The following is a 25,478-nucleotide window of genomic DNA, read 5'->3' on the forward strand; positions in this document are numbered from 1 at the left end:
TTGTCTGTCCCGGCCGCTCATGGGTCCCGTAGGGTCTGCTGCATGCAGCGGCTGGTGATCTTCGACCTCGACAATACCCTCCTTGACAGACAAGGCCTCTTGGCTGATTGGTGCACCGCCTTCTCCGCGCAGTACTTCCTGGACGAGCAGACTCAAGGGCGGCTACTTGAGTTCGTGCGCGAGCGTGCCTGTCTCGAGACCTTCAAGGTGATCCGCGCGGAGCACGGCCTTGAGCCTGCCCCCGAGACGCTGTGGCGCGACTATTCCGCGTACATGGCGCGTTCTGTCACCTGCTTTCCCGGAGTGCTCGACGGTCTGTCCATGCTTCGACATGCCGGCTGGAAGGTTGCCGTCGCCACGAACGGCGGGACCGAGATCCAGACTGCAAAAACGACGACGTCGGGCATCGCTGATCACGTTGATGCGTTGTGCACTTCTGAGGCAGCCGGAGAACGCAAGCCGGATCTGGCGATCTTTGAGAAGGCAGCCGTTGCCTGCGGAACCGATCTTGCACTCGGCGGCTGGATGGTCGGCGACGGTGCAGATACCGATATCCGCGGCGGCAGAGCGGCCGGACTACGCACCATCTGGATCAGCGGTAGCAGGCTCTGGCCCGGAAGAGACATAGCACCAGACCACATCACCACTGATGCACGCCAAGCGATCGATCTGCTGCTCACCACCGCGAGCTGAGAGGACACCATGATGGATTCTGAAGCGATCACCGTCGGGTTGCTGCATCCCGGCAACATGGGTGCCGCCTTCGGTGCCCAGTTGCGACGGCGGAACGTGCGGGTGCTGTGGTGCACGGACGGCCGCAGCAGCCGTTCCCGGGCTCGGGCCGAGAACGCCGGGCTCGAAGGCGTGGAGAGCCTTGGACAGCTGGTGGCCCGTGTTGATGTGCTGTTGTCTCTGTGTCCGCCTGCCGCCGCGGTGGATGTCGCGCAGAAGGTGGCTGCCAGCGGGTTCGAGGACCGGTTGTATATCGAAGCGAACGCGATCACGCCGCGCCGCGTCAGGGATGTCGGGAGACTTCTTCCTGGCGCTGTGGTCATCGATGGCGCGGTGGTCGGCTCCCCGCCGGTGGGCGGCAAGCAACCCACGATGTATCTGTCTGGAGACCCTCGCGGCTGCTCGCAGGCCACGGCCCTGTTCGCCGGCAGCGACGTGGAGACCCGCGTCCTGGGCGCCGAGGTAGGTACGGCTTCCGCGCTGAAGCTGTCGTACTCGAGCTACCAGAAGGTCTCCCGCGTCCTGGCGGCGCTCGCTTACGGCGTTGCCGATGTCAACGGCGTTGCCGACGAGCTCGTCAAGATCGCCGGGAAGCGGGACGGCAGCTACCTGACCGAGACCGGCTACATCCCCAAGACGGCATCCCGCGCCTGGCGCTGGGGCCCTGAACTGGATGATGCGGCAGCCCTGCTGCGGGAGGCCGGGCTGCCAGATGACCTGATGCGTGCAGGCAGCCGAGTTCTACAACAGTGGTCGGATGCCCGCGATCGCGAGCTCAGCGTGGCCGAGGCGCTCTCCCTCTTGCAGGCTGGCCCTGAACGTGAGGAGGGGCGCGGCGAATCGTAGCCGCGTCCGCATGGTTCGTCTGCGGTCAGATGCCGCGGCGCAGGAGATCGATCTCCCGCGCTGCTTCTGCCGGCGACATGGCGTCAGTATCGAGCCGCAGGTCCCAGGCGAAGTCCGAGCCGGCCTTGATGTCTTGGGCCGTGGCGTCCCAGGCGGCCAGGCGGGCCTCGGTGTCGCTGTCGCCGCGTCCCTGGGAACGGATTGCGGTGGTCTCCCGCGAACACCACAACAGCACGCTGATCCATGTGGCAGGGAGGCGGTCCATCACCGCCTCAAGGCCCGTGATCTGCCCGAGATGCAAGATGGGTATGTGCCCGTCTCGCATGGCCTGGACAAGACCCGGACGGTCCACGAGGTAGATATTGCCGTACCTGTCGTTGCGGTAGATCACGTCCCCGTGTGCCTCGAGCTCCGCGAGTCGATCGGCGGTCCCCATCCGGTAGCCACGGGTGCGACCGCTGCCGATCTTGAGGCGCTCGAACGCGCCATAAATACGGTTGAGTTCGCGCAGGGCTGCGGTGATGGTGTCCTTCCCGGATGCGGGTGGACCGTACAGCAGGATGCCCTGACTCATGCGAACACCGTTCCGAAGATCTGTCGAACCTGATCGGCAAGGGATATTGCAGCACCAAGCCGGTTGTCAACCACCAAGTGCGGCACGGTCGGCCGTAGTTCCGGGTCGAAAGTGGAGGCGTACTCGTCCCAGTTCTGCAATTTCCAGCTGTCACGTGCCGCCGAGCGGAAGCCGATGTACTCGTGCATCGTCTCCAGGTCGCACCGGATCCAGATGACCGCAACGGTCACCCCTCGCGCCTCGCACCGGTTGATCAGACGGCGCATCCACCGCTCGTCGCTCACTTCGGCGATGAACGGGGCGGTGAGCACCGTGCTAATCGAGCAGTCGACATTGGCGTAGGCGGTCTCCAGCAAGCACTGGTACTCCAAGGGCCGGACCTTCTCCCGGTACACCGGGGAGTGGCGGTCGTTCGGGTCGCTTCCCATCTCGACCAGCAGTCGCTCAACGAGCGGGCGGGTGATGGGGTCCTTGTCGAGGACCGGCCACCCGGTGAGCCGGGAGATGAACCGGGAGAATTCCGACTTCCCGCTGCCGGCGAATCCGCCCACCAGCAACAACGTGGGCTGATTCGGGTCGCCGCCTGTGTGGCGGCGTTTCCATGCGTCAATGATCCGCTGCTGAACTTCCTGTCCACTGCTGTCGGCATCGCCCGGAGCGATCTGCAGCACCGCGCGTTCAACTGCCAGCACGTGGTCGCCGAGCGGCTCTGCCTCCGACGGGGTGAGCTTGAGTTGGGTCTGTTCACCCGGCAGGGCCTTACGGAAGCCCAACTCGGGCTCGGTGGCTCGGTAGAGAAGGCAGTATGCCCGGCGGTAATGCGGGCCGGGATACACCTCCCCCTGCTCGTGCTGCCACAGCGTCTGGAAGTTCGCCGCCGGCACTGTGAGTCCGGCGCCGCGCGCCACTTCACGTAGTCGCTCACCGGCGCCCTCAAGTGTCAGGCCATGTGCGTCGCGCATCGCGCGGAGCTGGTCCGGACGCCACCCCGCGCGGCTCTTTGCCATGACTGCTACCGCCTGCCCATTACCCACCATGATCCGGACTCTAAGTCTGCCCCGCGCGAACGCATGTGTAAGCGGATGTTGAAAAGTCACGTTGACCGATGTTGAGCGGCTTCACCAAGCGCGAGTGATACCCCGCGGCACCGAACGCAGATGTGATGGAACCACACGGGCGGAGTGCCGCCGGAGCCAAGGTCGAACACTCGGCAAGGGAGACGATCACAGTGACGGGGCCGCGAACCACCGAGGCAGGTGCGACCGCATGGAGCAGTCGACGGTGCACCATCTGCCGGTGTCGCCTAAGTCGGTACAATGGCGACACCATCTGTTCCGGCTGCAACCGAAGTGGTACAGCAGCACAGCTGGTGTACCCCTCTGTACCGCCCGAGGTCTGGGCCCGCCAGGACGTCAAAGACGCTCTACTCCAGCGGGACTTCGGCAGGCTCTGCCGGCTCGTACGAGAGCGCGGCCATTTTCGCCAGGAGGACATGGCGCTCCTGACGAGGCTGAGTCAGCCTTTCCTGTCGATGCTGGAGTCTGGGCAGCGGCGCCTCACGAATATCGACCGGATCATCGTGCTCCTGGACGGCTTGAACGCACCCGCCGACCTCACAGGGCCGATGCTTGTTCCTACCCATGTCACGGCCTCACCTCTCCAAGCAGCCTCCTGACCCAGGCAGCCAGCATGAGGAGTCCACGCCCCCGGCTCTCATTGCGGTGTGTCCTCCGGTGCGGACATCACCATTGGCCAGTCCTGCAATGGAGGCCGCGCGGGATATCTGGATGACGCCAGTATCTGCCGGGCTCTACTGTCGTCAGGCATGACGAGCATCGACCCCCGTATCACGGGTTTCTACAGCGAGTACGACGAGGCGGCACGACTCCACTCCACAGCGACGGGCCGCCTCGAATTCGAGCGCACCCGGGAGTTGTTACGGCGCTACCTGCCTCCACCGCCGGCCCGCGTGCTGGACGTGGGTGGAGGCCCAGGTGCCCATGCCCAGTGGCTGGTCGAAGACGGCTACGAGGTACACCTGGTGGACCCCGTGCCGAAACACGTCGAGCAGGCAAGCGAGCGGGCGCCCGGATGCTTGGCCACGCAAGGGGACGCACGTGACCTGGCCTTCAGGGGACGCACGTTCGATGCGGTGCTGCTCCTTGGGCCGCTGTACCACCTGGCGGAGCGCGAGGACCGACTGAAGGCGCTGAGGGAGGCCCGACGGGTTGCGGTGCAGGGTGGTGTCGTGGCAGCTGCAGGGATCTCCCGGTACTCCCTGATGCAGGACTACACCGTCAGTGCGGGTCTGTCCCCGGAGTTGCTCGCCGGTGAGGTCTCGCAGGTGGTTCGTACGGGTTCCTACGACGGCAGTAGAGGATTCACGGTTGTGCATTTCCACACGGCTGCCGAGCTGACGCAGGAGGTCGACGAAGTCGGGCTGAGCGGTGTGCGCGTCCACGGGATCGAGGGCCCGGGATGGGCATACGTCGTCGCGGCCGGCCGATGTGCGGGCCAGGAAGAGGCGGGAGCGCTCGTAGCGGATGCGATAGCGACGGCCCGCCTCGCCGACGAGCACGGTGTATTCCACGATGCATCGGCGCACATTCTTGTCGTTGGCTCGGTCTGAGCTGTCCCGCCTCTTCGTGTCCGGCGGGTGGGCAGGGACAGACGGTGGTACGGGGCTGGCCGGATCTTGCGCTCTGCGGCTGGGGAGGAACCTGCGCGGCCGTCGCCGCGCAGTGGGCTCCGAAGGCTTAGGTGGCCGCATGCCAGGCGTTGACGAGAGAGTGCACGGAGTGGAACCGGCGCTCCGGGGCGGCGGCCGTTGCCTTCCTGATGACGGCCAGCTGGCCGGGGGTACCACGCCACTGTCGCTCCTCGTCGCCGGCGTCGAGGAGGAGGCGGAGTGCCCGGCCGAGAGCGAACACGGTCGTCCGGATGTCGATGACCGCCCCCCGCACGAACTCCTCCGGGGCCATGTAGCGCCTGGAGCCGGGAAGCCGGTCAGCCTCAAGGGTGAACGGACCGGGTCGGTACTCGTCCAGGTCGCACAGAAGCATCTCGTGATCTTCGAAGTCGTAGAGCATGCAGCCGTCGTAGAAGTCGACGGCTACGAGATCGGCCTGCTCCACGACGAGGTGGGCACTCAAGACGGAGTGCAGGGCGGCGTGAATCCGGTGAAGGGGCAGCTGCCGGAATTTCGCCATCGGGCTGCCGGGGGCGGCTCTTCCCCCTTTGCGGGACCTTGTCGGGTGATAGAGGACGTCGCCGGCCATCCAGGGGTAGACGAGCGCCAGGCCGTCGTCAGTCGTGAAGTTGTGTGACAGGGGCACGATGGCCGGGTGGGCCACGGCTTGGTGGACCAAGACGGCCTGCCGTAAGGATGAGACGCCGCTGGGCGTCGAGGCGCCCTTCACGAACCAGCATTGCCCCGCCGACACCAGACCGTATGAGATGCAGCCGGAATCCTGCTCGATGAATCTCCGAAAGATGGTGCCTGTTTGTTCGAGGTAGGGCTCAAGTGCAGAGACGTGTGTGATGTCAAGGAGAGGGCGTGCGGCCATAGCTCGCATGGTGCCACTACTGGCCCGATCACCTGGCCGATTGCGGCGGATCGCTGGGTGCGCGACGGGTCGGAACACGGGTAGTCGCCGGAAACAGGGACCTGACCACACCTGTGCTTCAGGTCGCTCGCCAGTGACTCCCTCCCGCGATCAGTACAAGGGGGGCAATCGAAACCAGCACGGCCCTATGCCGTGCTCGGCTATCGGTCGAAGTCAGCCCAGATGGCGAAGGCGTGACCGGCTTCCTCCTGCAGTTGAGCGAGTTTGGGGAACTCGTCGTCGATCATCTCCCAGTCGCAGATCGAGCAGCCGTCGATGAGCGCGGTCCAGGCGGTGACGAAGTGCTCAAGGCACTGGCGGATGTGTTGCTGGTAGGCGAGTACGTGACGGCCTTGGCGCTCGTAGCGTTCGGCCTCGATCTTGGCTTGGTTCTCGGGCATGCGTCGCACGAACGCGGACGGGATGGGCTGAGGGCCGCGATCCGGATTGAGGACTTCGATACCGCGATGGTGCAGCCCTGTGGTCTGGAGGATCAAGCTCTCGAAGTCGCTCCTGTTGGCGGTGGCGGCCTCGCGCGCGAATGCCTCCATGATCCAATCCCAGTCGGCTGCGCGCCGCGGCTCCGGGCCGTGCCAGGGCGTCATGCGCGCGTGGAGAGCGCGTACCTCGTCGCCGGTCCTGCGCAGTCGGGAGAGCAGGTGCTCCCAGGTGCTGATCAGGCTATCGACGCTCTCGCGGTCGTCCTCTTCTTCGCCTACGTGATCGAGGCTCATGATCGAATCCCCCTGCTCGGCTGCTCCGACGGACTGAAAGGGTAATGGGCGCGTGTTGCGCGGGTGGGCGATTCCACGCGTAGGCCACAGACTGATGGAGTCTGTTGACGCTGTCAACGGAATGTAACTTGGCCGGGGTGGTTTCTCGGTGTACGGTCTTGCCATGATCGGAGAAGACGAGGTGCCCGATATCACGGCGACCGCTGCGGAGATCGCACGGTTGGCGGGCGTGACGCGTGCTGCGGTGTCCAACTGGCGCAGGCGCCGCTCGGACTTTCCCGCACCCGTCGGCGGCACCACGGCGAGTCCCCTGTTTTCGCTCGCCGAGGTACGGCAGTGGCTGGAGGGGCAGCGCGAAGGGCGAGAGGTCAGTGGGGAAGTCCGGCTCTGGCAGGCGCTGCGTGGCACCTACGGCGAGGAGATGGTCAGGGCGCTGGCTGCTGTCGGGGACCATCTCGGGGGTGGTCTAGGAGAGTTGACCGATCAGGGTGCCCGCGAGGTGGCGGACGGGCTAGTCGCCGACCGTATGCCCACCGAGGTGATGGACGCTCTGGTCGCCCGGCTGCTGGAGTCCACCTCGCGCGCCGCGTTGGATGGGGCCTCGACGTTGCGGCTTGCTCGCGCTGTCCGAGAATTCGCTGGTGAGACCTCTGGCACCGTCTTCGACCCGGCGTGCGGCATCGGCTCGCTTCTTGTCGGGGTGGGTGGTGATGCGGTCGGGAGCAGGCTGGGGCAGGACACGCACGCGGACGCGACGCGCGTGGCCCGGGTGCGCGCGGCCCTCGCCGCCACCAGGGCGGCGCCGGTTGAGATCGTGGCGGGCGACTCGTTGCGGGCTGACGCGTTCCCCGATCTCCGCGCGGACCTGGTCGTGTGCGAGCCGCCGACCGCCGTGGCCGACTGGGGCCGCGAACAGTTGCTCATCGATCCGCGCTGGGAGGCGGGTGTGCCCTCGCGAGGAGAGAGCGAACTCGCCTGGCTCCAGCATTGCTACCACCACACGGCACCCGGCGGGCGGGCCGTGGTGGCCCTGCCGGCGTCGGTCGCCCATCGCCGCTCCGGTCGCAGAATCCGGGCGGAGCTGGTGCGTCGCGGCTGCGTCGCCGCGGTGGTGGCTCTGCCGCCGGGCCTCGCTGCCAGTCACGCACTTCCGCTGCACCTGTGGCTGCTGAGCCGCCCCTCGGGCCCTGGGCGGGCGACGGGGACCGTACGCATGGTGGATCTCAGCAGCAACAGCCCGGACGGGCCGTGGGAGCCGCAGCCGCACCAGGAGTCGGAGGTGCCGCTGATCGATCTACTGGACAACGACGTGGACCTCACGCCCAGCCGCTATGTACGCGAGCCGGAACCCGACTACGCGGTGGAGTACGCAACGCTGCGCGACGAACTCGACAAGCGGCTGAGCCGCCTGCAGGCGCTGCTTCCCGAGCTGCCACCGCGAGGCGGGGACGATGGCCTAGACGATGGAGTCCCGGTCGCGGTGAGCGACCTGCTGGCCGCGGGCTTGGTCAGCCTGGATGGCGACGAGCTCACCTCCGTCAGCGACCAGTTGGACGCCGACTATGTGCGCGGATTCGCCAGTAGCGCGGCGAATGCCCGTCGTAGCACGTCCTCCTCGGGTACGTTCCGAGCGGACCTGCAGGCGGCACGTCTACCCCGAATGGACGTTGAGCGACAACACCGCTACGGCGACGCGTTTCGCTCGTTGGGTGCGTTCGAGCTTGAGCTTGCCGAACTCGCCAGGATGGGCGACCGGGCTGCGCGGCTCGCACGCGACGGCCTCACTGGCGGCGCACTCGATCCACCGCTGCCCCATGGCAGCGGTGACGCTGAACACCAGAGCACGATGACTGACGGAGACGCCGCAGTGGGGCGAGAGGACAGGACATTTTGAGTAAGAACCAGGAACTTGCCGACTTCATCTGGTCGGTGGCCGACCTGCTGCGCGGTGACTACAAGCGTTCGGAGTACGGAAAGGTCATCCTGCCGCTGACGGTGCTGCGCAGGCTGGACTGCGTCATGGCCCCGACCCGCCAGGCGGTGTGGGACCGGGAGGCCTCCTACACCGGGGAGAACAAGGACGGGCTGCTGCTGGCGGCCTCCAAGCTCAAGTTCTACAACCTCTCCGAGCAGACCTTCGACACGATCAGCAGCGATTCAGCCAACGTGGCGAAGAATCTCAAGGACTACATTCGGGGCTTCTCCTCCGAGGCCACCGAGATCATCAACCGCTACGAGTTTCACCTCCAGATCGACCGTCTGGACAACACCGACCTGCTCTACCAGGTGGTGCGGAAGTTCGCCGGCCTGGACCTGACCTTCGATGCCGTGGACAACCACGACATGGGCTATGTATTCGAGGAGCTGATCCGCAAGTTTGCTGACGCTTCCAACGAGACCGCCGGTGAGCACTTCACCCCGCGCGAAGTCATCGAGCTGATGGTCGAGCTGCTGCTGGCCCCAGACGACGACCGGCTGACGGGGGAGGGCCAGGTCGTCAAGATCCTCGACCCGGCCTGCGGCACCGGCGGCATGCTCTCGGCGACGGAGGACCACATTCGCAAGCTCAACCCGCGCGTGCGAGTCAATCTGTTTGGCCAGGAGCTCAACGCGGAGTCATACGCGATCTGTCGCTCCGACATGTTGCTGAAGGGCCACTCTGCCAAGAACATCCGCTTCGGCAACTCCTTCAGCCAAGACGGCCACGACGGCGAGACCTTCGACTACATGCTCGCCAACCCGCCCTTCGGTGTGGAGTGGAAGAAGGTCGAGAAGACCATCCGCCAGGAGCACGAAGACCGGGGATATGACGGCCGATTCGGAGCCGGACTACCCCGGATCAACGACGGCTCGCTCCTGTTCTTGCAGCACATGATGAGCAAGATGCAGCCGTTGAAGAAAGATGCGGCAGGGGACGAGGTCGGTGGCACCAGACTAGCCATCGTCTTCAACGGCTCGCCGCTGTTCACCGGTGGAGCGGGATCTGGTGAGTCGGAGATCCGCAGGTGGATCATCGAGCACGACTACCTGGAGGCGATCGTCGCACTCCCCGACCAGCTCTTCTACAACACCGGGATCTCCACATACTTCTGGATCGTTACGAACCGTAAGCCCGCCGACCGCAAGGGCCACGTCGTCCTGCTTGACGCTCGTGACCAGTGGACCAAGATGCGGAGGTCCCTCGGCGAGAAGCGCAAGCAGATTACCCGGTCCCAGATCGGACGCATTTGCGCGATCTACCGCGACGCGCTCAGTATCGCTGGCGACGAGGCCCATCCTGACTATGGGCGAGTGAAGGTCTTCGCCAACCGGGACTTCGGCTACCAGCGCATCACCGTGGACCAGCCGCTCAAGCTCCGCTTCGAGCTGACCGAAGATAGCCTCGCGCAGCTCGGCGCGTCGGCCGCTGTGAAGAAGGCGGTCGGGGACGAGCCAGCGGTCGAGTTGCTGCTTGCGGCGCTCAAGCCGCTGCTCGGATCGCACTGGTCCACCAAGGCTGCGGCATGGGATGCCCTGCGTACGGCGATGGTGGCCGGGGGCGTGTTGTGGCCGTCTGGCGCACCTTTCCAGAAGGCCATCCGGGATGCCGTGGGTCGGCCTGATCCGGAAGGTGAGGTCCAGCTCATCAAGGGCAAACCCGAGCCTGACCCTGACTTGAGGGACAACGAGAACGTCCCGCTCGACGAGGACATCGACGAGTACTTCACCCGCGAGGTGATGCCCTACGTTCCGGACGCATGGATCGCGACATCCCGAAACTTGAAGACTAAGGAGACGGAGCGGCTCAAGCTAGGTTACGAGATCCCCTTCAACCGCCACTTCTACACCTATACAGCGCCGAGGCCGCTTGCGGAAATTGATGGGGAACTGAAGTCACTGGAGGCCGAGATTCAGGAGCTGCTTGGGGAGGTGGCAGGGTGAATGCCGTGCGACTGCGACACCTCGCACAGGTCAACCCTCGCTGTGCTGTATTCGACGGTCTCTCCGATGACGATGAGCTGACCTTCCTCCCTATGGAAGCGGTGTGGCCCGGGGAGCGGCTTGACGTCTCCCGTCGGCGTACCAAGGCTGCCGTGGCAACCGGATACACGCGGTTTCAGGAAGGTGACGTACTCGTCCCGAAGATCACCCCAACCTTCGAGGCGGGACGGGCTGTCCTAATTCGGGGCCTCCACAACGGAGTGGGAGCCGGTACGACTGAACTTCATGTCCTGCGGGCCGGGCCTCTGATCGATCCTCGGTTCCTCTTCTACGTTGTGAATACTCATAGTTTTCTCAAGCTGGGTGAAGCCGAGATGTACGGCGTTGCTGGACAGCAGCGCGTTCCGGATGATTTCATTCGCGATCTGCCAGTTGCCATGCTTCCGCTGGATGAGCAGCGCCGCATCGCTGACTTTCTCGATGCCGAGGTCGCCCGGATCGACCACTTGGCGGCTCGCCAACTTTGTATGGTCGATGTCCTCGAAGAGCGGCGCATTGCCGTGACATCTCACCTCGTCTTCGGTCGTGATCGCGAGGGGGAACGGCGCGATTCAGGCATCCCAACGATTGGATCGATCCCTGCGGCGTGGAGGTCGGCGCGGATTAAGACGTTTATGAGGGAGGTGATGGATCTCTCTGAAACCGGCGAGGAAGAACTTCTATCCGTCTCGCATCTAACTGGCGTGACGCCCCGCTCCGAAAAGGACGTCAATATGTTCTTGGCTGAGAGTATGGTGGGGTATAAGCGATGCCAGCCGGGAGATCTTGTCATTAACACCCTTTGGGCCTGGATGGGTGCTCTTGGTGTTTCCCGCTACTCGGGAATCATGAGTCCGGCCTACGGTGTTTACCGCTTGACATCTGACGTCGTTGATTCCAGGTACCTGGATCTCCTCGTTCGAACCCCAGAGTATGTAGCCGAGATGACGAGATTCTCCAAAGGGGTCTGGACCTCTCGGCTCCGGCTGTATCCCGAATCCTTCCTGGGGTTGAGCATTCCCGTACCATCTCGAAATTCTCAAGAACTAATCGTAGAGCAGGTGGCAAGAGAAACGGCTGAGCAGGAGAGGCTTAAGTCTAGGCTGGAGTCCTTTGCTAACACGCTTGCCGAGCGCCGCCAGGCGCTGATCACCGCTGCCGTGACCGGCCAGCTCGACGTCACCACCGCTCGCCGAACGTACGACCGCGATCTCTGAGGGGGATTCAGATGAACGACGCCCGCGTATACACCGAACAGGCATTCGAGAACGCCGTGGAAGCGGCGCTGCTGCGCAGCGGCTGGCAGCGCGGGCTGTCGAACACCTACGACCGCGCTCTCGGTATCGATGCTTCCGAGCTGTCCGAGTTCCTCCGCGCATCGCAGAACGACGCGTGGCTGGCGCTCCAGGCCGCCTACGGCGAGGAAGAAGAGCAGGCCATCGCCCGGTTCGCGAAGCGCGTGGCGCGGGAGATTGACTCGCGAGGACTGTTGGACGTGCTGCGTCGGGGCGTGAACGACCGGAACGTGAAGATCAAACTTGCGTTCTTCCGCCCGGCGCACACCCTTGCCACCGACGCTTTGGCCGAGTACGACGCCAACCGGCTCACCTTCGTGCGCCAGTTTCACTACTCCACCGCGCGGCCGGCCGACACCCTCGACATGGCGTTTTTCCTCAACGGGCTGCCGGTCGCCTCCGTAGAGTTGAAGAACGGGCTGACCGGCCAGACCGTCGAGGACGCCAAGCGCCAGTACCGGCGGAAGCGGGATCCGAAGGAAGCGTTCTTCGCGAAGCGCAGTCTGGCCCACTTCGCGGTCGATCCGACGCTGGCATTTCTGACGACTCGTCTGGCTGGGGACGCGACCCGATTTCTCCCCTTCAACACCGGCTCCGGCGGCCCTGGCCAGATCGGCGGCGCGGGCAACGTCCCGGCTCCGACCGACGGGAAGTACCCCACCTCCTATCTCTTCGACGAGGTGTGGGCGCGGGACAACTGGCTGGAGCTGCTCCAGCGGTTCCTGCACGTGGAGGACGCCGCCGCGAAGGCCGGGCGGGCGCCGTCACACAAGCCGGGTAGCGCGCACACGCAGCCGCTGATCTTCCCCCGGTTCCACCAGTGGGACGCCGTGCGCAAGCTCATCGCGCACGCGGCCCGTCACGGTGCGGGAGAGAACTACCTGATCCAGCACTCCGCCGGCTCGGGCAAGTCCAACACCATCGCCTGGCTCGCGCACCACCTGTCCAGCCTGCACACTTCCCACGACCTCGGGTTGATCGCGCCCGCCGCGCTCGCCTCCGGCCTGGGGGCGAACAAGCTGGTCTTCGACAAGGTCATCGTCATTACCGACCGGCGGGTGCTGGACAAGCAGCTTCAGGACACGATCTACCAGTTCGACCACAAGGCCGGCGTGGTCGTACGGATCGACGAGAACTCCCAGCAGCTCGCGGACGCGCTGACCGGGCCGACGGCCCGAATCGTGATCACCACGGTGCAGAAGTTCCCCTTCGTCCTGGACAAGGTCGCTGGGCTGGGTGGGCAGCGCTACGCGGTGATCATCGACGAGGCGCACTCCTCGCAGGGCGGGGAGAGCGCGGCGGCACTGAAGAAGGCGCTGGGACGTCTCGGCTCGGACGCGGTAGACGAGGACGGCGACCCGCTGACGGCCGCAGCCCTGGCGCGCGGCAAGCAGCCGAACCTGTCCTTCTTCGCGTTCACGGCTACCCCCAAGGCGAAGACGATCGACCTCTTCGGCACCCCTTACCTCAACCCCGGCTCGGGGGAGCAGGAGAAGGGACCGTTCCACGTCTACTCCATGCGGCAGGCCATCGAGGAGGGCTTCATCCTCGACGTGCTCGGTAACTACATCACCTACGCCACATACTTCAAGCTCCAGGAGGCTGCCGCCGACGAGGCTGAGCAGCAGGTGGACCCCCGTAAGGCCCGCTCGAAGCTGGTGAGGGCCGCGCTGATGTCGGAGGCGTCGATGGCCTCCCGCGCGAAGATCATCGTCGACCACTTCCGCTCGCATTCCAGCCCGCGCCTCGGTGGCCGGGCAAAGGCAATGGTGGTCACCTCCGGCCGTGATCACGCCGTACGGCTGTACCAGGCCATGCGGGCCTACATCGACCAGCGTGGCTTCACCGACTGCGGTACCTTGGTCGCGTTTTCCGGGGCACTGACCCTTGACGGGATCGAGTACACCGAGCCCAAGCTCAACGGCTTCCCCGAACGTGAGCTGCCGACCCGCTTTGGCTATACCCGCGCGGACGATCCGAACCCGCCCTCCGTGCCAAAGCCCGAGCACCGCATCCTCGTCGTCGCCGAGAAGTACCAGACCGGCTTCGATCAGCCGCTGCTGACTACCATGTACGTGGACAAGATCCTGGTGGGGCTGGCCGCGGTGCAGACGCTTTCCCGGCTCAACCGCACCCACCGGCTCAAGACCACCGAGGACCTGTTCATCCTCGACTTCGCCAACCGTCCCGAGGACATCGAGCAGGCTTTCCAGCAATACTACGAGGCGTCGGTCAGCGAGCCCACCGACCCCAACCTGCTGTTCGATCGCGAACGCGAGGTCATGGCCTACCAGCTCCTGGTGGAAGCCGAGATGGACGCCTTCGTAAACGCCTACTTCGCAGCCTTCCAGGGCGGCTCGGCCACCGACACCGCCATCATGAAGGCGCACGCCCGCCTCTATGGCTACCTTCAGCCTGCGCTGGACCGCTTCAACGCCCTCAACGCCACCGAACCGGAAACCGCCTCCGAGTTCCGCCGTGCCCTGGACTCCTACACCAAGGCGTACGGCTGGCTCTCCCACGTCATCGGATTCGAGAACCTCGAACTGGAACGGCTCTACCAGTACGGACGCTTCCTGCTGCGCCGCCTGCCCGCGCCCGCCCGCAGTGCCGGCGCCGACATAGGGACCGCGGCCCCGAGCCACATGCGCATCACTCAGACGGGCACCCCGGAGCTGCGCCTGGAGGCGGCGGGTGCGCAGGTCTTGGCTGGCCTGGTACCCGAAGCAGGCGGAGGAGTGGCCGAGGCGGAGGAGATGTCGCTGGCCGAGGTGATCCAGTCCGTTAACCACGAGTACGGGACCGGGCTCTCCACTACCGACCAGATCCTTCTTGGCCAGCTTGTGGTTGCCGTCAGCGAGGACCCCGAACTTCGGGCCATCGCCCTGCACCAGGACCAGGACGTCTTCGGTGGGGAACTGGAAAAGGACCTCGACCGGATCGTCATCGACCAGGCGGCGTCCAACGACGCCCTGATGGTCCGCTACTTCGACGACACCAACGTCAACCGCCTGTTCAAGCAGGTCGCGACCCAGCAGGCGTACCAGCTCATTCGGCGCCCGGTCCGACGCGAGGCCGAGCGCCGGGCCACTGAACAGCGGGCCGCCGAGCTCAAGTCCACCGGAAATCGTCGGGCGGAGCCGCCGACCGCATAGCCTGTGCTCTGCAGTAAGTCAGGTAAGAGGCCGGGCGGGGTGGTCACGCCCCGCCCACGCAGAAGGGGACCTCGCATGGTGCAGGGCGGCACGCCGAGCTTCGACGCCGGCGTACCGGCCCGCGTGATCGCGGGCCGGTACAAGCTGCACACGCCCATCGGCGCGGGCGGCATGGGCGAGGTCTGGCAGGCATACGACGAACGCCTGGACCGCCGGGTCGCGGTGAAGATGATGCTCGCCGAGAGCCCGGTTCCGCCCGGGTTCCACGGCGCAGCGTTCGAGGAGACCCTGCAGACCCGCCGCGCCCGATTCCTGCGCGAGGTCCAGATCACCGCCGGCATCGAACACCTGGGTGTGCCGGCTGTCTACGACACCGGAACCGACGAGGCCAGCGGACGGCTGTTCGTCGTCATGCAGCTCCTGCAGGGACGCGAACTACAGACGTTCATCGACGAGACCGACTACGAAAGCGAGACGGTCCCCGTCTCCTGGGCCGCGGCCGTCGGCGCCCAGATCGCTTCCGTCCTTGACACCGTGCACCATCGCGACGTCGTTCACCGCGACATCAAACCGTCCAACCTGATGCTCACCCCCGGAGGCGTAGTCAAAGTCCTCGACTTCGGCGTCGCCGCCCTGCGCGGAGTCGGCACCCTGCCCCGGCTCACCCAGGTCGGCATGACCGTAGGCACCCCGCCCTACATGTCGCCAGAGCAGAGCCTCGCCAACGCAGTCGGCCCTGCCGCCGACGTCTACGCTCTCGCCTGCGTGCTCCACGAACTCCTCACCGGAAAGCCGCCGTTCACCCCCGACGACAGCCGCTCCCACATGTGGCACCACGTCCACACCCCGCCCCCGCCCATCCGCTCCCTGCGCCCGGACGTGCCAGTCGACATCGAGAAGCTCCTGCTGGCGATGCTCACCAAGGAATCCGAGCAGCGCATGGACGCGATGGAGGTCTACGACGCCCTCCTGTCCTTCGTACACGACTCCGCCGGCACCCCCGCCACCGACGAGGGCATCCTCGACCCCCGTCTGCCGTTCCTGCGACCTTTCGGGGGCCGGGCGCACAGCCCTAGTGTCGCCGCCTCGTACGCACCCACTGTCGTAGTTCCCTCGCCGCTCGCGCCCCCACCCGCAGCCGCACCTCAGAGGCCGGAGACAGGCCCTGCTGCACTGACCGAGCAGGAGGCGGACGCGATCTCCGACCGGGCAGCGGGGCTGGCTCAGGAGGGCCAGTTCACCCAGGCGGCCGACGCATTGGCCGAGGCAATCGCAAGAGCCGCTGACCCGGAGCTCAGGGAAGGTATGCAGTTCAGCCTCGCGCAGGTGAAGTTCCTGGCTGGAAGCCACCGCGAGGCCCTCGCGCTCTTCGAGCCGCTCGCTCACCACTACACCGACCGCTACGGCGACCAGGACGAGCAAGCCCAGCTGTGCTGGTACTACGCCGGGCAGTGCAGGATGGAACTCGGCGAAGCCACCGCCGCGATCCGAGCTTTCGACCGCGTGAGCGAGATCATGCCTGAAGAGGGCGATGAGCACGCCGTCAACCGGCACCTCGATGCTCTTGCACGGCTGATGAGTCTGTATGCCGCGACGGAAAGCCTCCCCAAGGCACTGGACGTCGGAGAGCGGCTCCGGTCGGAAACCTCTCACCTACGGGGAAGCGACTGGCCTGGACTGGTGCAGATCGACGCCTATCTCCGCCGCCTTCGCCAGGACCTGGGCTGATCGGCCGTGACGGCTCCGGGTCTGCCGGCGCTGACCGCACCTTGAGACTCGCCTCGATGGCACTACCTCGCGGACAGGTATGGAAGGCTGTACCCATTCCCGGGACCTCAATCAATCACGCTTCGGGAGATACGCGACACCGAGGAGACGGCCATGGACCAGTCCGCCCGCGAGGAGCAGCTGCGCGCGGAGGCTGAACAGCATGGGGTCTCCCCAGCCGCGATCCAGCACGCGGTGGAGGTAATCGCAGCTGTCCAGCAGCGCGACAGGGACGACTAGCGCGCCAATTTCGGCGGCGAACTCACCCTGGACCAGTGGTTTGAAGGGTACGGAACGCACGGCTTCAACCAGCTGCTCACGTACGCGGCAAACAAGTCTGGTCTAGGCGACGATGGACCCGAGATGCTGCGCCGTGTGCTGACTGCCGCTGCGCTCGCGGAGCAGGGCGCCCCGAAGACGGACCACTAGGTGTTGGTGTGGCGCCATTCGGCCAGCAGGGCCTGGGTCGCGTCGCCGTAGGCGCGGGCGCGCTCCCAGACCTTGTGCCGGTCCGTGTGAAGCCGACGGGTCTCTTCCTCTTTGCCGGGGCGGATGCGGACGCCGGCCGGTGCTCGGCGGCCGTCGGGTCCGACCGGCCTCGTGATTTCGTACAGGGCCGACGAGCCCCGGACATCCTTGGCCCGGCCGCTCGCACTCAACTGTTCCGCCCCGGCAGTGACGGCAGCGACGGCCGGATGATCGAGCGGCATCCCCAGCGCCAACTCCGGACCGGCCTCGGGGATGCTCCGCCATACGGCGCCGGAACGCCGGATTGCCTCTACCCACCAGGACGGGCCCGCTGGACCGACGAGCCACGGTCGAGGAAGTCGAGCCGGCGGACGCCCTCCCGACGCAGCCCGGTGAACAAGGCGGGTGGAGGCTCGGAGGTAGGCCATGTCGCAGGCCTGGCTGCGGGCCTGAAGCGCCGAATACGCGGCGAGATAGCCGCTGTGGTCCTCTGGATTGGCCCCGATGGAGGCGAGCATCTCGCGTGCCGCCGTGGCCCGGCCATGTGCCGCGGTCGAGAGCTGCCCCAGCTTCTGCAGCTGGCCCAGCGACCGTTCCCACTGCTCCTCAAGGGTCTGCATCAGAATGTCCTTCTCGACGGCAGGGCCGTTCGACGTTGATTGGCCCAAGGCAGACGGGAAGGTTGCCGCGAAGGCTGGAATCTTCCGTCACTGCATGTCAACCTACAACACTTGCGGGAAGAGCGGATCGGCTCTGTACGCATTCACTGAGACCGGTTCGGTTACGCATCCCGCTGTCCCAATTCTGTTCACCCTGGGTGCAGCATCTGCCGTCTTTGGGAATTGCGCCAGAGTAATTGTCAAGACTTGTGGATTAGCTCGGCAATCACGGCCCTTCTCCCCAGGACGCCTCCGCCTTGCCCCATACCGTGGGAGCGGAAGAGCTGAGATCAGGCTCGTTGATCGCGCGTTGCTCGTCATGCCAGACGGCAGCAAGGAGTGCATCGAAGGGGAACTCGATTTTCGTGCCGTCTTCGAACGAGATCATCACGTGCGTGTCTGGTCCGGCCCGGTGATTGTCCAGCCACTGTACGTGCGCCACGACAGGCGACAACGTGCCGCCAGGGCCAACAAGACGGTAGCCCTCGTCCACCTCCTGCGACCGTACTGGCAACAACGCGGGCTGACGCTTCGCCGCCCGCTCATCCCGGTAGTACCTTGCCATTCCACCAACTTACCTGCCCGCGTAATGGTCGCTGTCTCGCTTCCGCTCTGCGTGCGCGCGGCTGCGAAAGCCTTCTCCGGGACACGTACCGGCGTGACCGAGCCGTTCTGGTCTACATGGCATCGCACCCGGGTGTCACGCCGCTCCGCTCCGCTCAGGTGCAGGGCGTCACGGTTCGGTGCGCAACTCGGGACGTCGCCCGCCTAACCCAGGACGAACCGCTGGTTCTCGTGGCCGTAGACGCAGACCCAGCCTGCTGCACATACAGAGTTCGCTGGTGGCAGACCGGCAGCCCGGTCAGATGAGTGGAGATCACGCGGTAACCCATGTCAACGTAATGGTCTGACGGAAAGCCGCAGGTCAGAGGTTGCAAATCTCGACTGTTCAACGGGGAGCTTCATGCCGCCACACAGGATCAAGGTCACCGGACTGCATGGGGACGGAACGGTATGCCCGCCGGCTCACGAGCACACGCGGGGAGGGTCCCCGCTGACCTCGGGGTGCACTGGCCGATCGCGGTACCTGGCTGCGTGCGCATGCGGAGAGTGGAGCGGAGGGTCGTCCACGAAGTCGTACGCGGCGGAGATGGGGAAGAGGCACCGCAGCGCGCAGGCCTGACCTGTAGTTCGCGGCGGGAGCGCGGGCAGGGGGAGGCCGGTGGGCACACCCGGTCAATCGGTGACTGAGGGCATCTACCACTCGATCCGTGAATTCGTAAATCCCAGATTTTCCGGATCATTGGATCTGTTCGCAGCGGCTGTACTTGGCGGTGGAGCCATGCGGATGCATGAACCCGACTGGTTGCCCACGGCTGCTGTTGGATCCATGCGTCATGTTCGACGTGGCGAGGCTTGTCTCCCATCGCTCGATGGCGGTTCGGCGAGTTGCATGGCCCCTTTGGGTGCAGCATATCTCCGGCAGTCGGATGAATGGTGGTGGATATTGCGGCTGCCCGGAATATTGGAGATGGATGTGCCGGGAGGAAGTAATCGACTCCTCACGCCTGCAGAGGTTGCCGGATGGCTAAAAGTGAGCGAGGTAACAGTCAAGAACAAATATCGAACCTGGGGAATTAAAGCGCAAAAGGTCGGGCGCCTGCTCCGGTTTCGAGAGCGCGATATCGTGGCTTATCTTGATTCGCGGTATGGCTAAATGACTGTCTGAATCACAGGTGAATGGGGGGTAAGGTTTTGGCGACGGTGTTCCAAAAATGCAAGGTGGATGGGAAGGATCGCAATTTCCCGTGCGAAAAGGTGCGGTGTGGGCATTCCTGGACCGTTCGATACCGGGAGCCGGGAGGTCGAACGGGGCGGCAGCGGGAGAAAACCCTTCCTTCTAAGCGGGAGGCGGCAGATTATGGTGTGAAGGTCGAGAATGACAAGCGTGAACATGCCTATCTGGATCCCGATGCCGGGAAGATTCTCGTCAGTGTGTATGCGGTCGATTGGTTGGCGCGCCGAGCAATTAAAGATACCACCAAGCAGAATTATGCCCGATTCTTCAGACTCCACCTGATTCCTCACCTTGGCTCGAAGTCGTTGATTAGCGTCACGGCCCGCGATGTTGAAATTATGTGTACTGCCATGGTTGAGCGGGGTCTCTCGCGTAGAACTGTCTATCATTCGATGATGGTTCCGCTGCGGTCGCTATTCAACTCCGCAGTTAACGAAAAGCGGATACCTGAATCGCCAGTGGCTCGTGCCGCGCTACCGAGGGTTAAGACCAAGCGGGTTGACGAGAAATCTCTTCCGGATGGCAAGGCGGTCATGTCCGTTGCGGGGGAGATCCGCCCAGACTGGGCAATCTCCATCTGGCTGATGGCGGGTTGCGGTCTGCGAATCGGTGAAGTCTTGGCCCTGCGGCATGCGGATTTCGAGGGTGGGACAGTTAGGCTCCGTCGTCAGTTCGTGAGACTTAAGCGGGCCGGTGTATACGTAGCCGAGCTGTCGCCGCTGAAGGCTCGTGAAGAGGGCGAGTGGCGCGACGTGCCTGTTCCTCCCTCTGTCTTGGACGCTGTAAGGCGGCATGTAGACAAGCACGGCCTCGGTCGCGACGGCTATCTCATGCACACCCATCAGGGTGGCGAGGTGCTGGATTCGAACTACCGGATCGACTTCCGGAATGCGGTCAAGAAGGCTGGTTTCGGCGATGAATCCTGGACGGCCCACACACTGCGGCATTTCTTTGCCAGCAGCGCCATCGCCGGCGGCGTGTCGCTGCTGGAGGTTTCCCGATGGTTGGGACACGCCACGATCCAGATCACCGCTGACATCTATGGTCACCTGACCCCGGACGCCGGTGGCAGACTGAGGTCTGTGATGGATCAGGTGCTGACTGGCGTTAGCGTGGTTGGTGCTGACCACGGCGCCCGTGCTGGTTCCGTGCTGGTTTCGGAGGCGGAGGAACGGTAAACGTGCAGGTCGGAGCGATATCTTGAGGATTCTGCACACCTCGGACTGGCACCTCGGCCGGGCCTTCCACCGGGTGAACCTGCTCGGAGCCCAGGCCGCCTTCGTCGACCACCTCGTCGAGACCGTCCGCGAGCGCGAGGTCGACGCCGTCCTCGTCGCCGGTGACGTCTACGACCGGGCCGTGCCCCCGCTGCCCGCCGTCGAGCTGTACGACCGGGCCCTGCACCGGCTCGCCGACCTCGGCGTGCCCACGGTCATGATCTCCGGCAACCACGACTCGGCACGCCGGCTCGGCGTCGGCGCCGGACTGATCGGCCGGGCCGGGATCCACCTGCGCACCGACCCGGCCGGCTGCGCCGACCCCGTCCTCCTGGCCGACGTACACGGCGAGGTGGCGCTGTACGGGCTGCCCTACCTGGAGCCGGCCCTGGTCAAGGACGAGTTCCGCGCGGAGAAGGTGAGCCACGAGGCGGTACTGGGCGCGGCCATGGACCGGATCCGGGCCGACCTGGCCACCCGCTCGGCCGGCACCCGCTCCGTCGTCCTGGCACACGCCTTCGTCACCGGCGGGCAGGCCAGCGACAGCGAGCGCGACATCACCGTCGGCGGGGTCGAGGCCGTGCCCGCCTCCGTCTTCGACGGGGTGGACTACGCCGCCCTCGGCCACCTCCACGGCTGCCAGACCATCAACGAACGGGTCCGCTATTCCGGTTCCCCGCTCGCCTACTCCTTCTCGGAAGTCCACCACCGCAAGACCATGTGGCTGATCGAACTGGGCGCGGAAGGGGAGATCGGCAACGCCGAACGGATCGACACCCCCGTACCGCGTGCCCTCGCCCGGCTGCGCGGACGCCTCGACGACCTGCTGTCGGAGCCGGCGTATGCGGTGCACGAGGACGCCTGGGTCGAGGCCACCCTCACCGACCCGGTGCGCCCCGACGACCCCATGGCCCGGCTCGCCGACCGCTTCCCGCACACCCTCAGCCTCGCCTTCGACCCCGAGGGCCGCGAGGAGGAGGCCGGCTCCTCCTACGCCCAGCGGCTGCGGGGACGCAGCGACCAGGAGATCGCCGAGGACTTCGTCGCCCACGTGCGCGGCGGCGGCCGGGCGGACGAGGCCGAACGGGCCGTCCTCCAGGGCGCCTTCGACGACGTACGGGCCGACGACAGCCGGCAGGAGACCCACCGATGAGGCTGCACCGGCTCGCCGTCACCGCCTTCGGGCCCTTCGCCGAGCCCCAGGAGATCGACTTCGACGCCCTGTCCGGCGCCGGGATCTTCCTGCTGCACGGACCCACCGGGGCGGGGAAGACCTCCGTGCTCGACGCAGTCTGCTACGCCCTCTACGGCTCCGTGCCCGGCCCCCGCCAGGCCCCCGGCACCAGCCTGCGCAGCGACCACGCGTCCGCCGGGACCCCGACCGAGGTCACCCTCGAACTCACCGCCGGCGGCCGCCGACTGGAGATCACCCGGCGCCCAGAACAGGAGCGACCCAAGAAGCGCGGCGCCGGCACCACCAAGGACAAGGCCCAGAGCCGGCTCCGCGAGCACACAGGTGAGGGCTGGCAGCCGCTCAGCCGCTCCCACCAGGAGATCGGCGAGGAGATCGAGCAGCTCCTCGGCATGAGCCGCGAGCAGTTCTGCCAGGTCGTGCTCCTGCCGCAGGGGGAGTTCGCGAAGTTCCTGCGGGCCGACGAAGCGGCCCGCGGCCGGCTCCTCGGCAGGCTCTTCGACACCCGCCGCTTCGCCGCGGTCGAGGCCCTGCTCGGCGAGCGCCGCCGGGCCGCCGAGGCCAAGGTCCGGGCCGGCGACGAGAAGGTGCTGCACACCGCGCAGCGGCTCGCCCAGGCCGCCGGGGACAGCGCCGACCTGCGGGCCTGGCCGCTGCCCGGACACCAGCCGGGGGACCCCGGGCTCGCCGCGGCGGTCCGTGCCTGGGCGGCCGTCGCCCGGTGCTCGGCCCGGGAGCGGCAGGACGTCGCCGAGTACGCACTCGCCGCGGTCGAGAGCCGGCACCACGCCGCCCGGCGGGCCGCCGAGGACGCGCGCGAGCTCGACCGGTTGCAGCGCCGGCACGCGGAGACCGCCCGCCGGGCCGCCCTGCTCGCCGAGGCGGAGCCCGAGCGGGAGCGCGTGCGCGGCCTGCTGGACCGGGCCCGGCGCGGCGCGCTGGTGGCCCCCGCCCTGGAACTGCGCGGCGCCGCCTCCGCCGCGCACCTCGCCGCCGCGCACGCGGAAGCCGCCGCCCGCGCGGAGCTCCCGCCGCAGCTGAAGGAGGCGGGCACCGAGCAACTGGCCGCCGTGGAACGGCGGCTGCGCGAGGACCTGGGCGCCCTCGGAGCCGCCCACCGGGCCGAGCAGCGCAGCGCCGGGATCGGCCGCGAGCGGGCCGACCTGGAACGGGAGTCCCGGGCCGCCGAGGAGCAGCACCAGGAGTCCGCCGAGTGGCTGGAGCGCTGGGAGGCGACCCGGACCGCCCTGCAGGAGCGCGTGGACGCCGCCCAGCAGGCCGCGACGCTGGCCGAGCAGCTCGCGGGCCGGCTGGAACCCGCCCGGATACGCCTGAACGCCGCCCGCCGCAGGGACGAGTTCGCCGCGGAGGCGGACCGCGCCGAGGGCGAACTGCTCACCCTGCGCGAGGAGTCGGCCGCCGCCCGGGAGCGCTGGCTGGAGCTCAAGGAGGCCCGGCTGCGCGGGATCGCCGCCGAACTCGCCGAGGCCCTGGTGGCGGGGGAGGCCTGCACCGTGTGCGGGTCCGCGGAGCACCCGGCTCCGGCCCGGCCGGCCCCCGGCCACGTGGACCGCGCCGCCGAGGACGCCGCCCACGGCCTCTTCGAACGGGCCGAGCAGGCCCGGACCGCCGTCGACCGCCGGCTCGCCGCCGCCGGGGAGGCCCGCGCCGAGGCCGCGGCCGCCGCCGGGGACGCCACCGCCGACGAACTCCTCGCCCTGACCTCTGACCTGAGTGCCCGGCACGCCGCCGCCCACTCCGCCGCCGCCGGACTGCACGCCGCCCGGGAACGGCTCGCCCGCGCCGAACGGGAGCACGCCGCGCGCAGCGCCGAGCGCCAGGGCGCCGAGACCCGGGCCGCGGCCAGGGCCTCGCGGCGCGAGGCCCTGGACCGGGAACAGGCCTCGCTGGAGGCCGAGCTGACCCTCGTCCGGGACGGCGCGCCCACCGTCGCGGCCCGCGCCCGGACCCTGGAGGACCGGGTCCGGATGGTCTCGGGCGCCGCCGGAGCGCTGCGCCGCGCCGAGGGAACCGCCGCCCGGCTGAAGGAGGCCGACGACCAGCTCGCCGACGCCGCCTTCAAGGCCGGCTTCGACACCGTCGAGGCCGCCGCCGACGCGGTGCTCCCCGAGTACGAGCGCACCGCGCTCCAGCACCGGCTGGACGCCTGGCAGACGGAGGAGGCCCTCCTCGCGGACCGCCGCGGCGAAACCGGCGCCGCCGAAGCGGCAGCACTGCCCCCGGCCGAACCGGAGCGGGCCGAGGCGTACGCGGCCGGGGCCGCGGCGAAGCTTCGTACGGCGGGGTCGGCCGCCGACGCGGCCCGGGTGCGCTGCGCGGAGCTGGACCGGCTCTCCCGGCAGGCCGAGCAGGAACTGCGCGCGCTCGGCCCGCTGCGGGAGGTCTACGACCGGGTCGCCCGGCTGGCCGGACTCACCGCCGGCACCTCCGCCGACAACGAGCGCAAGATGCGCCTGGAGGCCTACGTACTGGCCGCCCGGCTGGAGCAGGTGGCCGCCGCCGCGACGGTACGGCTGCTGCGCATGTCCGGTGGCCGCTACACCCTGGTCCACTCCGACGCGCGGGCGAGCGGACGGGGCCGCTCCGGCCTCGGGCTGCACGTGGTCGACGCGTGGACCGGCAGCGAGCGGGACACCGCAACCCTGTCGGGCGGCGAGACCTTCTTCGCCTCGCTCGCCCTGGCGCTCGGCCTCGCGGACGTGGTCACCGACGAGGCGGGCGGGATGCGCCTCGACACCCTCTTCATCGACGAGGGCTTCGGCAGCCTCGACGACCAGGCGCTGGACGAGGTGCTCGACGTCCTGGACTCGCTGCGCGAGCGGGACCGCAGCGTCGGCATCGTCAGCCACGTCGCCGACCTGCGGACCCGGGTCCAGGCCCAGCTGGAGATCGTCAAGCAGCGCGGCGGTTCCGTGGTGCGCCACCGGACGGCGGCGCTCACGGACTGAGCGGCCTGCGGGGCAGCGGCGAGGAGTAGACGATGCTCGTCGTCACCGAACCGAGCCCCGCGATCCGGCCCGTGACCTCCTCCAGGTGCGACATCGAGCGGGTCGCGACCTTCAGGACGAAGCAGTCGTCGCCCGTGACGTGGTGGGCCTCCAGGATCTCGGGGGTGGCCTCCAGGAAGTCGTGGAACGGCTTGTAGTTGCCGTGCGGATAGCGGAGCCGCACCAGGGCGAGGATCGACTTGCCGAGCCTTTCCGGGTCCACCACCGCCGTGTAGCCGGTGATGATGCCGGTCTCCTCCAGCCGGCGGACCCGCTCGGTGACGGCGCTCGCGGACATGGACACGGAGCGGGCGAGCTCGGTGAAACTGGCGCGGCCGTCCCGCTGGAGTGCTTCGAGGATGCGCCAGTCGGTGGCGTCAGGGGAATAGTCGGTCATGGTGCAGGTCTAGCAGGGGAATCCCCGGTCGGACAATGAAAAGGCCGGGGATAACCACTTCCGAGGGTGAT

General features: G+C 66.9%; 19 protein-coding genes. 12 read left to right on the top strand and 7 right to left on the bottom strand.

Going from position 1 to position 25,478, the window contains the following annotated elements; all coding sequences use genetic code 11:
* Positions 1-42 precede the first annotated feature (42 nt).
* Positions 43-693: an HAD family hydrolase gene (locus OG332_RS37680; protein ID WP_327417634.1), complete on the top strand. Its 651-nt coding sequence runs from the start codon at positions 43-45 to the stop codon at positions 691-693.
* A gap of 12 nt (positions 694-705) precedes the next feature.
* Entirely contained in the window at positions 706-1,578 is an 873-nt protein-coding gene (locus tag OG332_RS37685) for a DUF1932 domain-containing protein (RefSeq protein WP_327417635.1), read from the top strand.
* Between the two features lie 25 nt (positions 1,579-1,603).
* Here OG332_RS37685 and OG332_RS37690 read toward each other — a convergent pair whose 3' ends face one another.
* A complete protein-coding gene (locus OG332_RS37690; protein ID WP_327417636.1) occupies positions 1,604-2,152 on the bottom strand; it encodes a guanylate kinase in 549 nt (182 codons plus the stop codon).
* A complete protein-coding gene (locus OG332_RS37695; RefSeq protein ID WP_327417637.1) occupies positions 2,149-3,159 on the bottom strand; it encodes an AAA family ATPase in 1,011 nt (336 codons plus the stop codon). The genes OG332_RS37690 and OG332_RS37695 overlap by 4 nt, the downstream gene beginning before the upstream one ends.
* Before the next feature lie 818 nt (positions 3,160-3,977).
* Between OG332_RS37695 and OG332_RS37700 the strand changes: the two genes are divergently transcribed.
* Positions 3,978-4,781 carry a class I SAM-dependent methyltransferase gene (locus OG332_RS37700; RefSeq protein ID WP_327417638.1) on the top strand — a complete coding sequence of 268 codons (804 nt, stop codon included), beginning with the start codon at positions 3,978-3,980 and terminating at the stop codon, positions 4,779-4,781.
* A gap of 127 nt (positions 4,782-4,908) precedes the next feature.
* Here the strand turns inward: OG332_RS37700 and OG332_RS37705 are convergent, their stop codons facing one another.
* Positions 4,909-5,487 carry a hypothetical protein gene (locus OG332_RS37705; protein WP_327417639.1) on the bottom strand — a complete coding sequence of 193 codons (579 nt, stop codon included), beginning with the start codon at positions 5,485-5,487 and terminating at the stop codon, positions 4,909-4,911.
* Positions 5,488-5,918: 431 nt separating this feature from the next.
* Entirely contained in the window at positions 5,919-6,491 is a 573-nt protein-coding gene (locus tag OG332_RS37710) for a hypothetical protein (protein WP_327417640.1), read from the bottom strand.
* A gap of 163 nt (positions 6,492-6,654) precedes the next feature.
* Between OG332_RS37710 and OG332_RS37715 the strand changes: the two genes are divergently transcribed.
* From OG332_RS37715 to OG332_RS37735, 5 genes are all read left to right on the top strand, one after another.
* Positions 6,655-8,385 carry an N-6 DNA methylase gene (locus OG332_RS37715; RefSeq protein ID WP_327417641.1) on the top strand — a complete coding sequence of 577 codons (1,731 nt, stop codon included), beginning with the start codon at positions 6,655-6,657 and terminating at the stop codon, positions 8,383-8,385.
* Complete coding sequence (locus OG332_RS37720) at positions 8,382-10,412, top strand: type I restriction-modification system subunit M (RefSeq protein WP_327417642.1); 2,031 nt, start codon at positions 8,382-8,384, stop codon at positions 10,410-10,412. Before OG332_RS37715 ends, OG332_RS37720 begins: the two co-directional genes overlap by 4 nt.
* Positions 10,413-10,417: 5 nt before the next feature.
* Entirely contained in the window at positions 10,418-11,668 is a 1,251-nt protein-coding gene (locus tag OG332_RS37725; RefSeq protein ID WP_327417643.1) for a restriction endonuclease subunit S, read from the top strand.
* Positions 11,669-11,679: 11 nt separating this feature from the next.
* Entirely contained in the window at positions 11,680-14,901 is a 3,222-nt protein-coding gene (locus tag OG332_RS37730; protein ID WP_327417644.1) for a type I restriction endonuclease subunit R, read from the top strand.
* A gap of 75 nt (positions 14,902-14,976) precedes the next feature.
* Positions 14,977-16,629: a serine/threonine-protein kinase gene (locus OG332_RS37735; protein ID WP_327417645.1), complete on the top strand. Its 1,653-nt coding sequence runs from the start codon at positions 14,977-14,979 to the stop codon at positions 16,627-16,629.
* A gap of 464 nt (positions 16,630-17,093) precedes the next feature.
* Here OG332_RS37735 and OG332_RS37740 read toward each other — a convergent pair whose 3' ends face one another.
* Positions 17,094-17,756, bottom strand: coding sequence for a hypothetical protein (locus OG332_RS37740; protein ID WP_327417646.1), 663 nt, complete (start codon positions 17,754-17,756; stop codon positions 17,094-17,096).
* 265 nt (positions 17,757-18,021) lie between these two features.
* Positions 18,022-18,360, bottom strand: a complete 339-nt coding sequence (locus tag OG332_RS37745) for a hypothetical protein (protein WP_327417647.1) — start codon at positions 18,358-18,360, stop codon at positions 18,022-18,024.
* 678 nt (positions 18,361-19,038) lie between these two features.
* Here OG332_RS37745 and OG332_RS37750 point away from each other — a divergent pair.
* From OG332_RS37750 to OG332_RS37765, 4 genes are all read left to right on the top strand, one after another.
* Complete coding sequence (locus tag OG332_RS37750; RefSeq protein WP_327417648.1) at positions 19,039-19,512, top strand: helix-turn-helix domain-containing protein; 474 nt, start codon at positions 19,039-19,041, stop codon at positions 19,510-19,512.
* A 209-nt stretch (positions 19,513-19,721) separates the two neighbouring features.
* The gene (locus tag OG332_RS37755; protein WP_327417649.1) at positions 19,722-20,771 is read left to right on the top strand and encodes a tyrosine-type recombinase/integrase; all 1,050 of its coding nucleotides are present in this window, start codon (positions 19,722-19,724) and stop codon (positions 20,769-20,771) included.
* A 22-nt stretch (positions 20,772-20,793) separates the two neighbouring features.
* On the top strand, positions 20,794-21,963 hold the full coding sequence (locus tag OG332_RS37760) for an exonuclease SbcCD subunit D (protein WP_327417650.1): 1,170 nt from the start codon (positions 20,794-20,796) through the stop codon (positions 21,961-21,963).
* The gene (locus OG332_RS37765; protein ID WP_327417651.1) at positions 21,960-24,971 is read left to right on the top strand and encodes an SMC family ATPase; all 3,012 of its coding nucleotides are present in this window, start codon (positions 21,960-21,962) and stop codon (positions 24,969-24,971) included. Before OG332_RS37760 ends, OG332_RS37765 begins: the two co-directional genes overlap by 4 nt.
* Here OG332_RS37765 and OG332_RS37770 read toward each other — a convergent pair.
* Positions 24,961-25,407, bottom strand: coding sequence for an Lrp/AsnC family transcriptional regulator (locus OG332_RS37770; protein WP_030008650.1), 447 nt, complete (start codon positions 25,405-25,407; stop codon positions 24,961-24,963). The genes OG332_RS37765 and OG332_RS37770 overlap by 11 nt on opposite strands.
* Positions 25,408-25,478: the final 71 nt, after the last annotated feature.

Origin of the sequence: Streptomyces sp. NBC_01233 (assembly GCF_035989305.1) — a bacterium.
Taxonomy (GTDB): Bacteria; Actinomycetota; Actinomycetes; order Streptomycetales; family Streptomycetaceae; genus Streptomyces.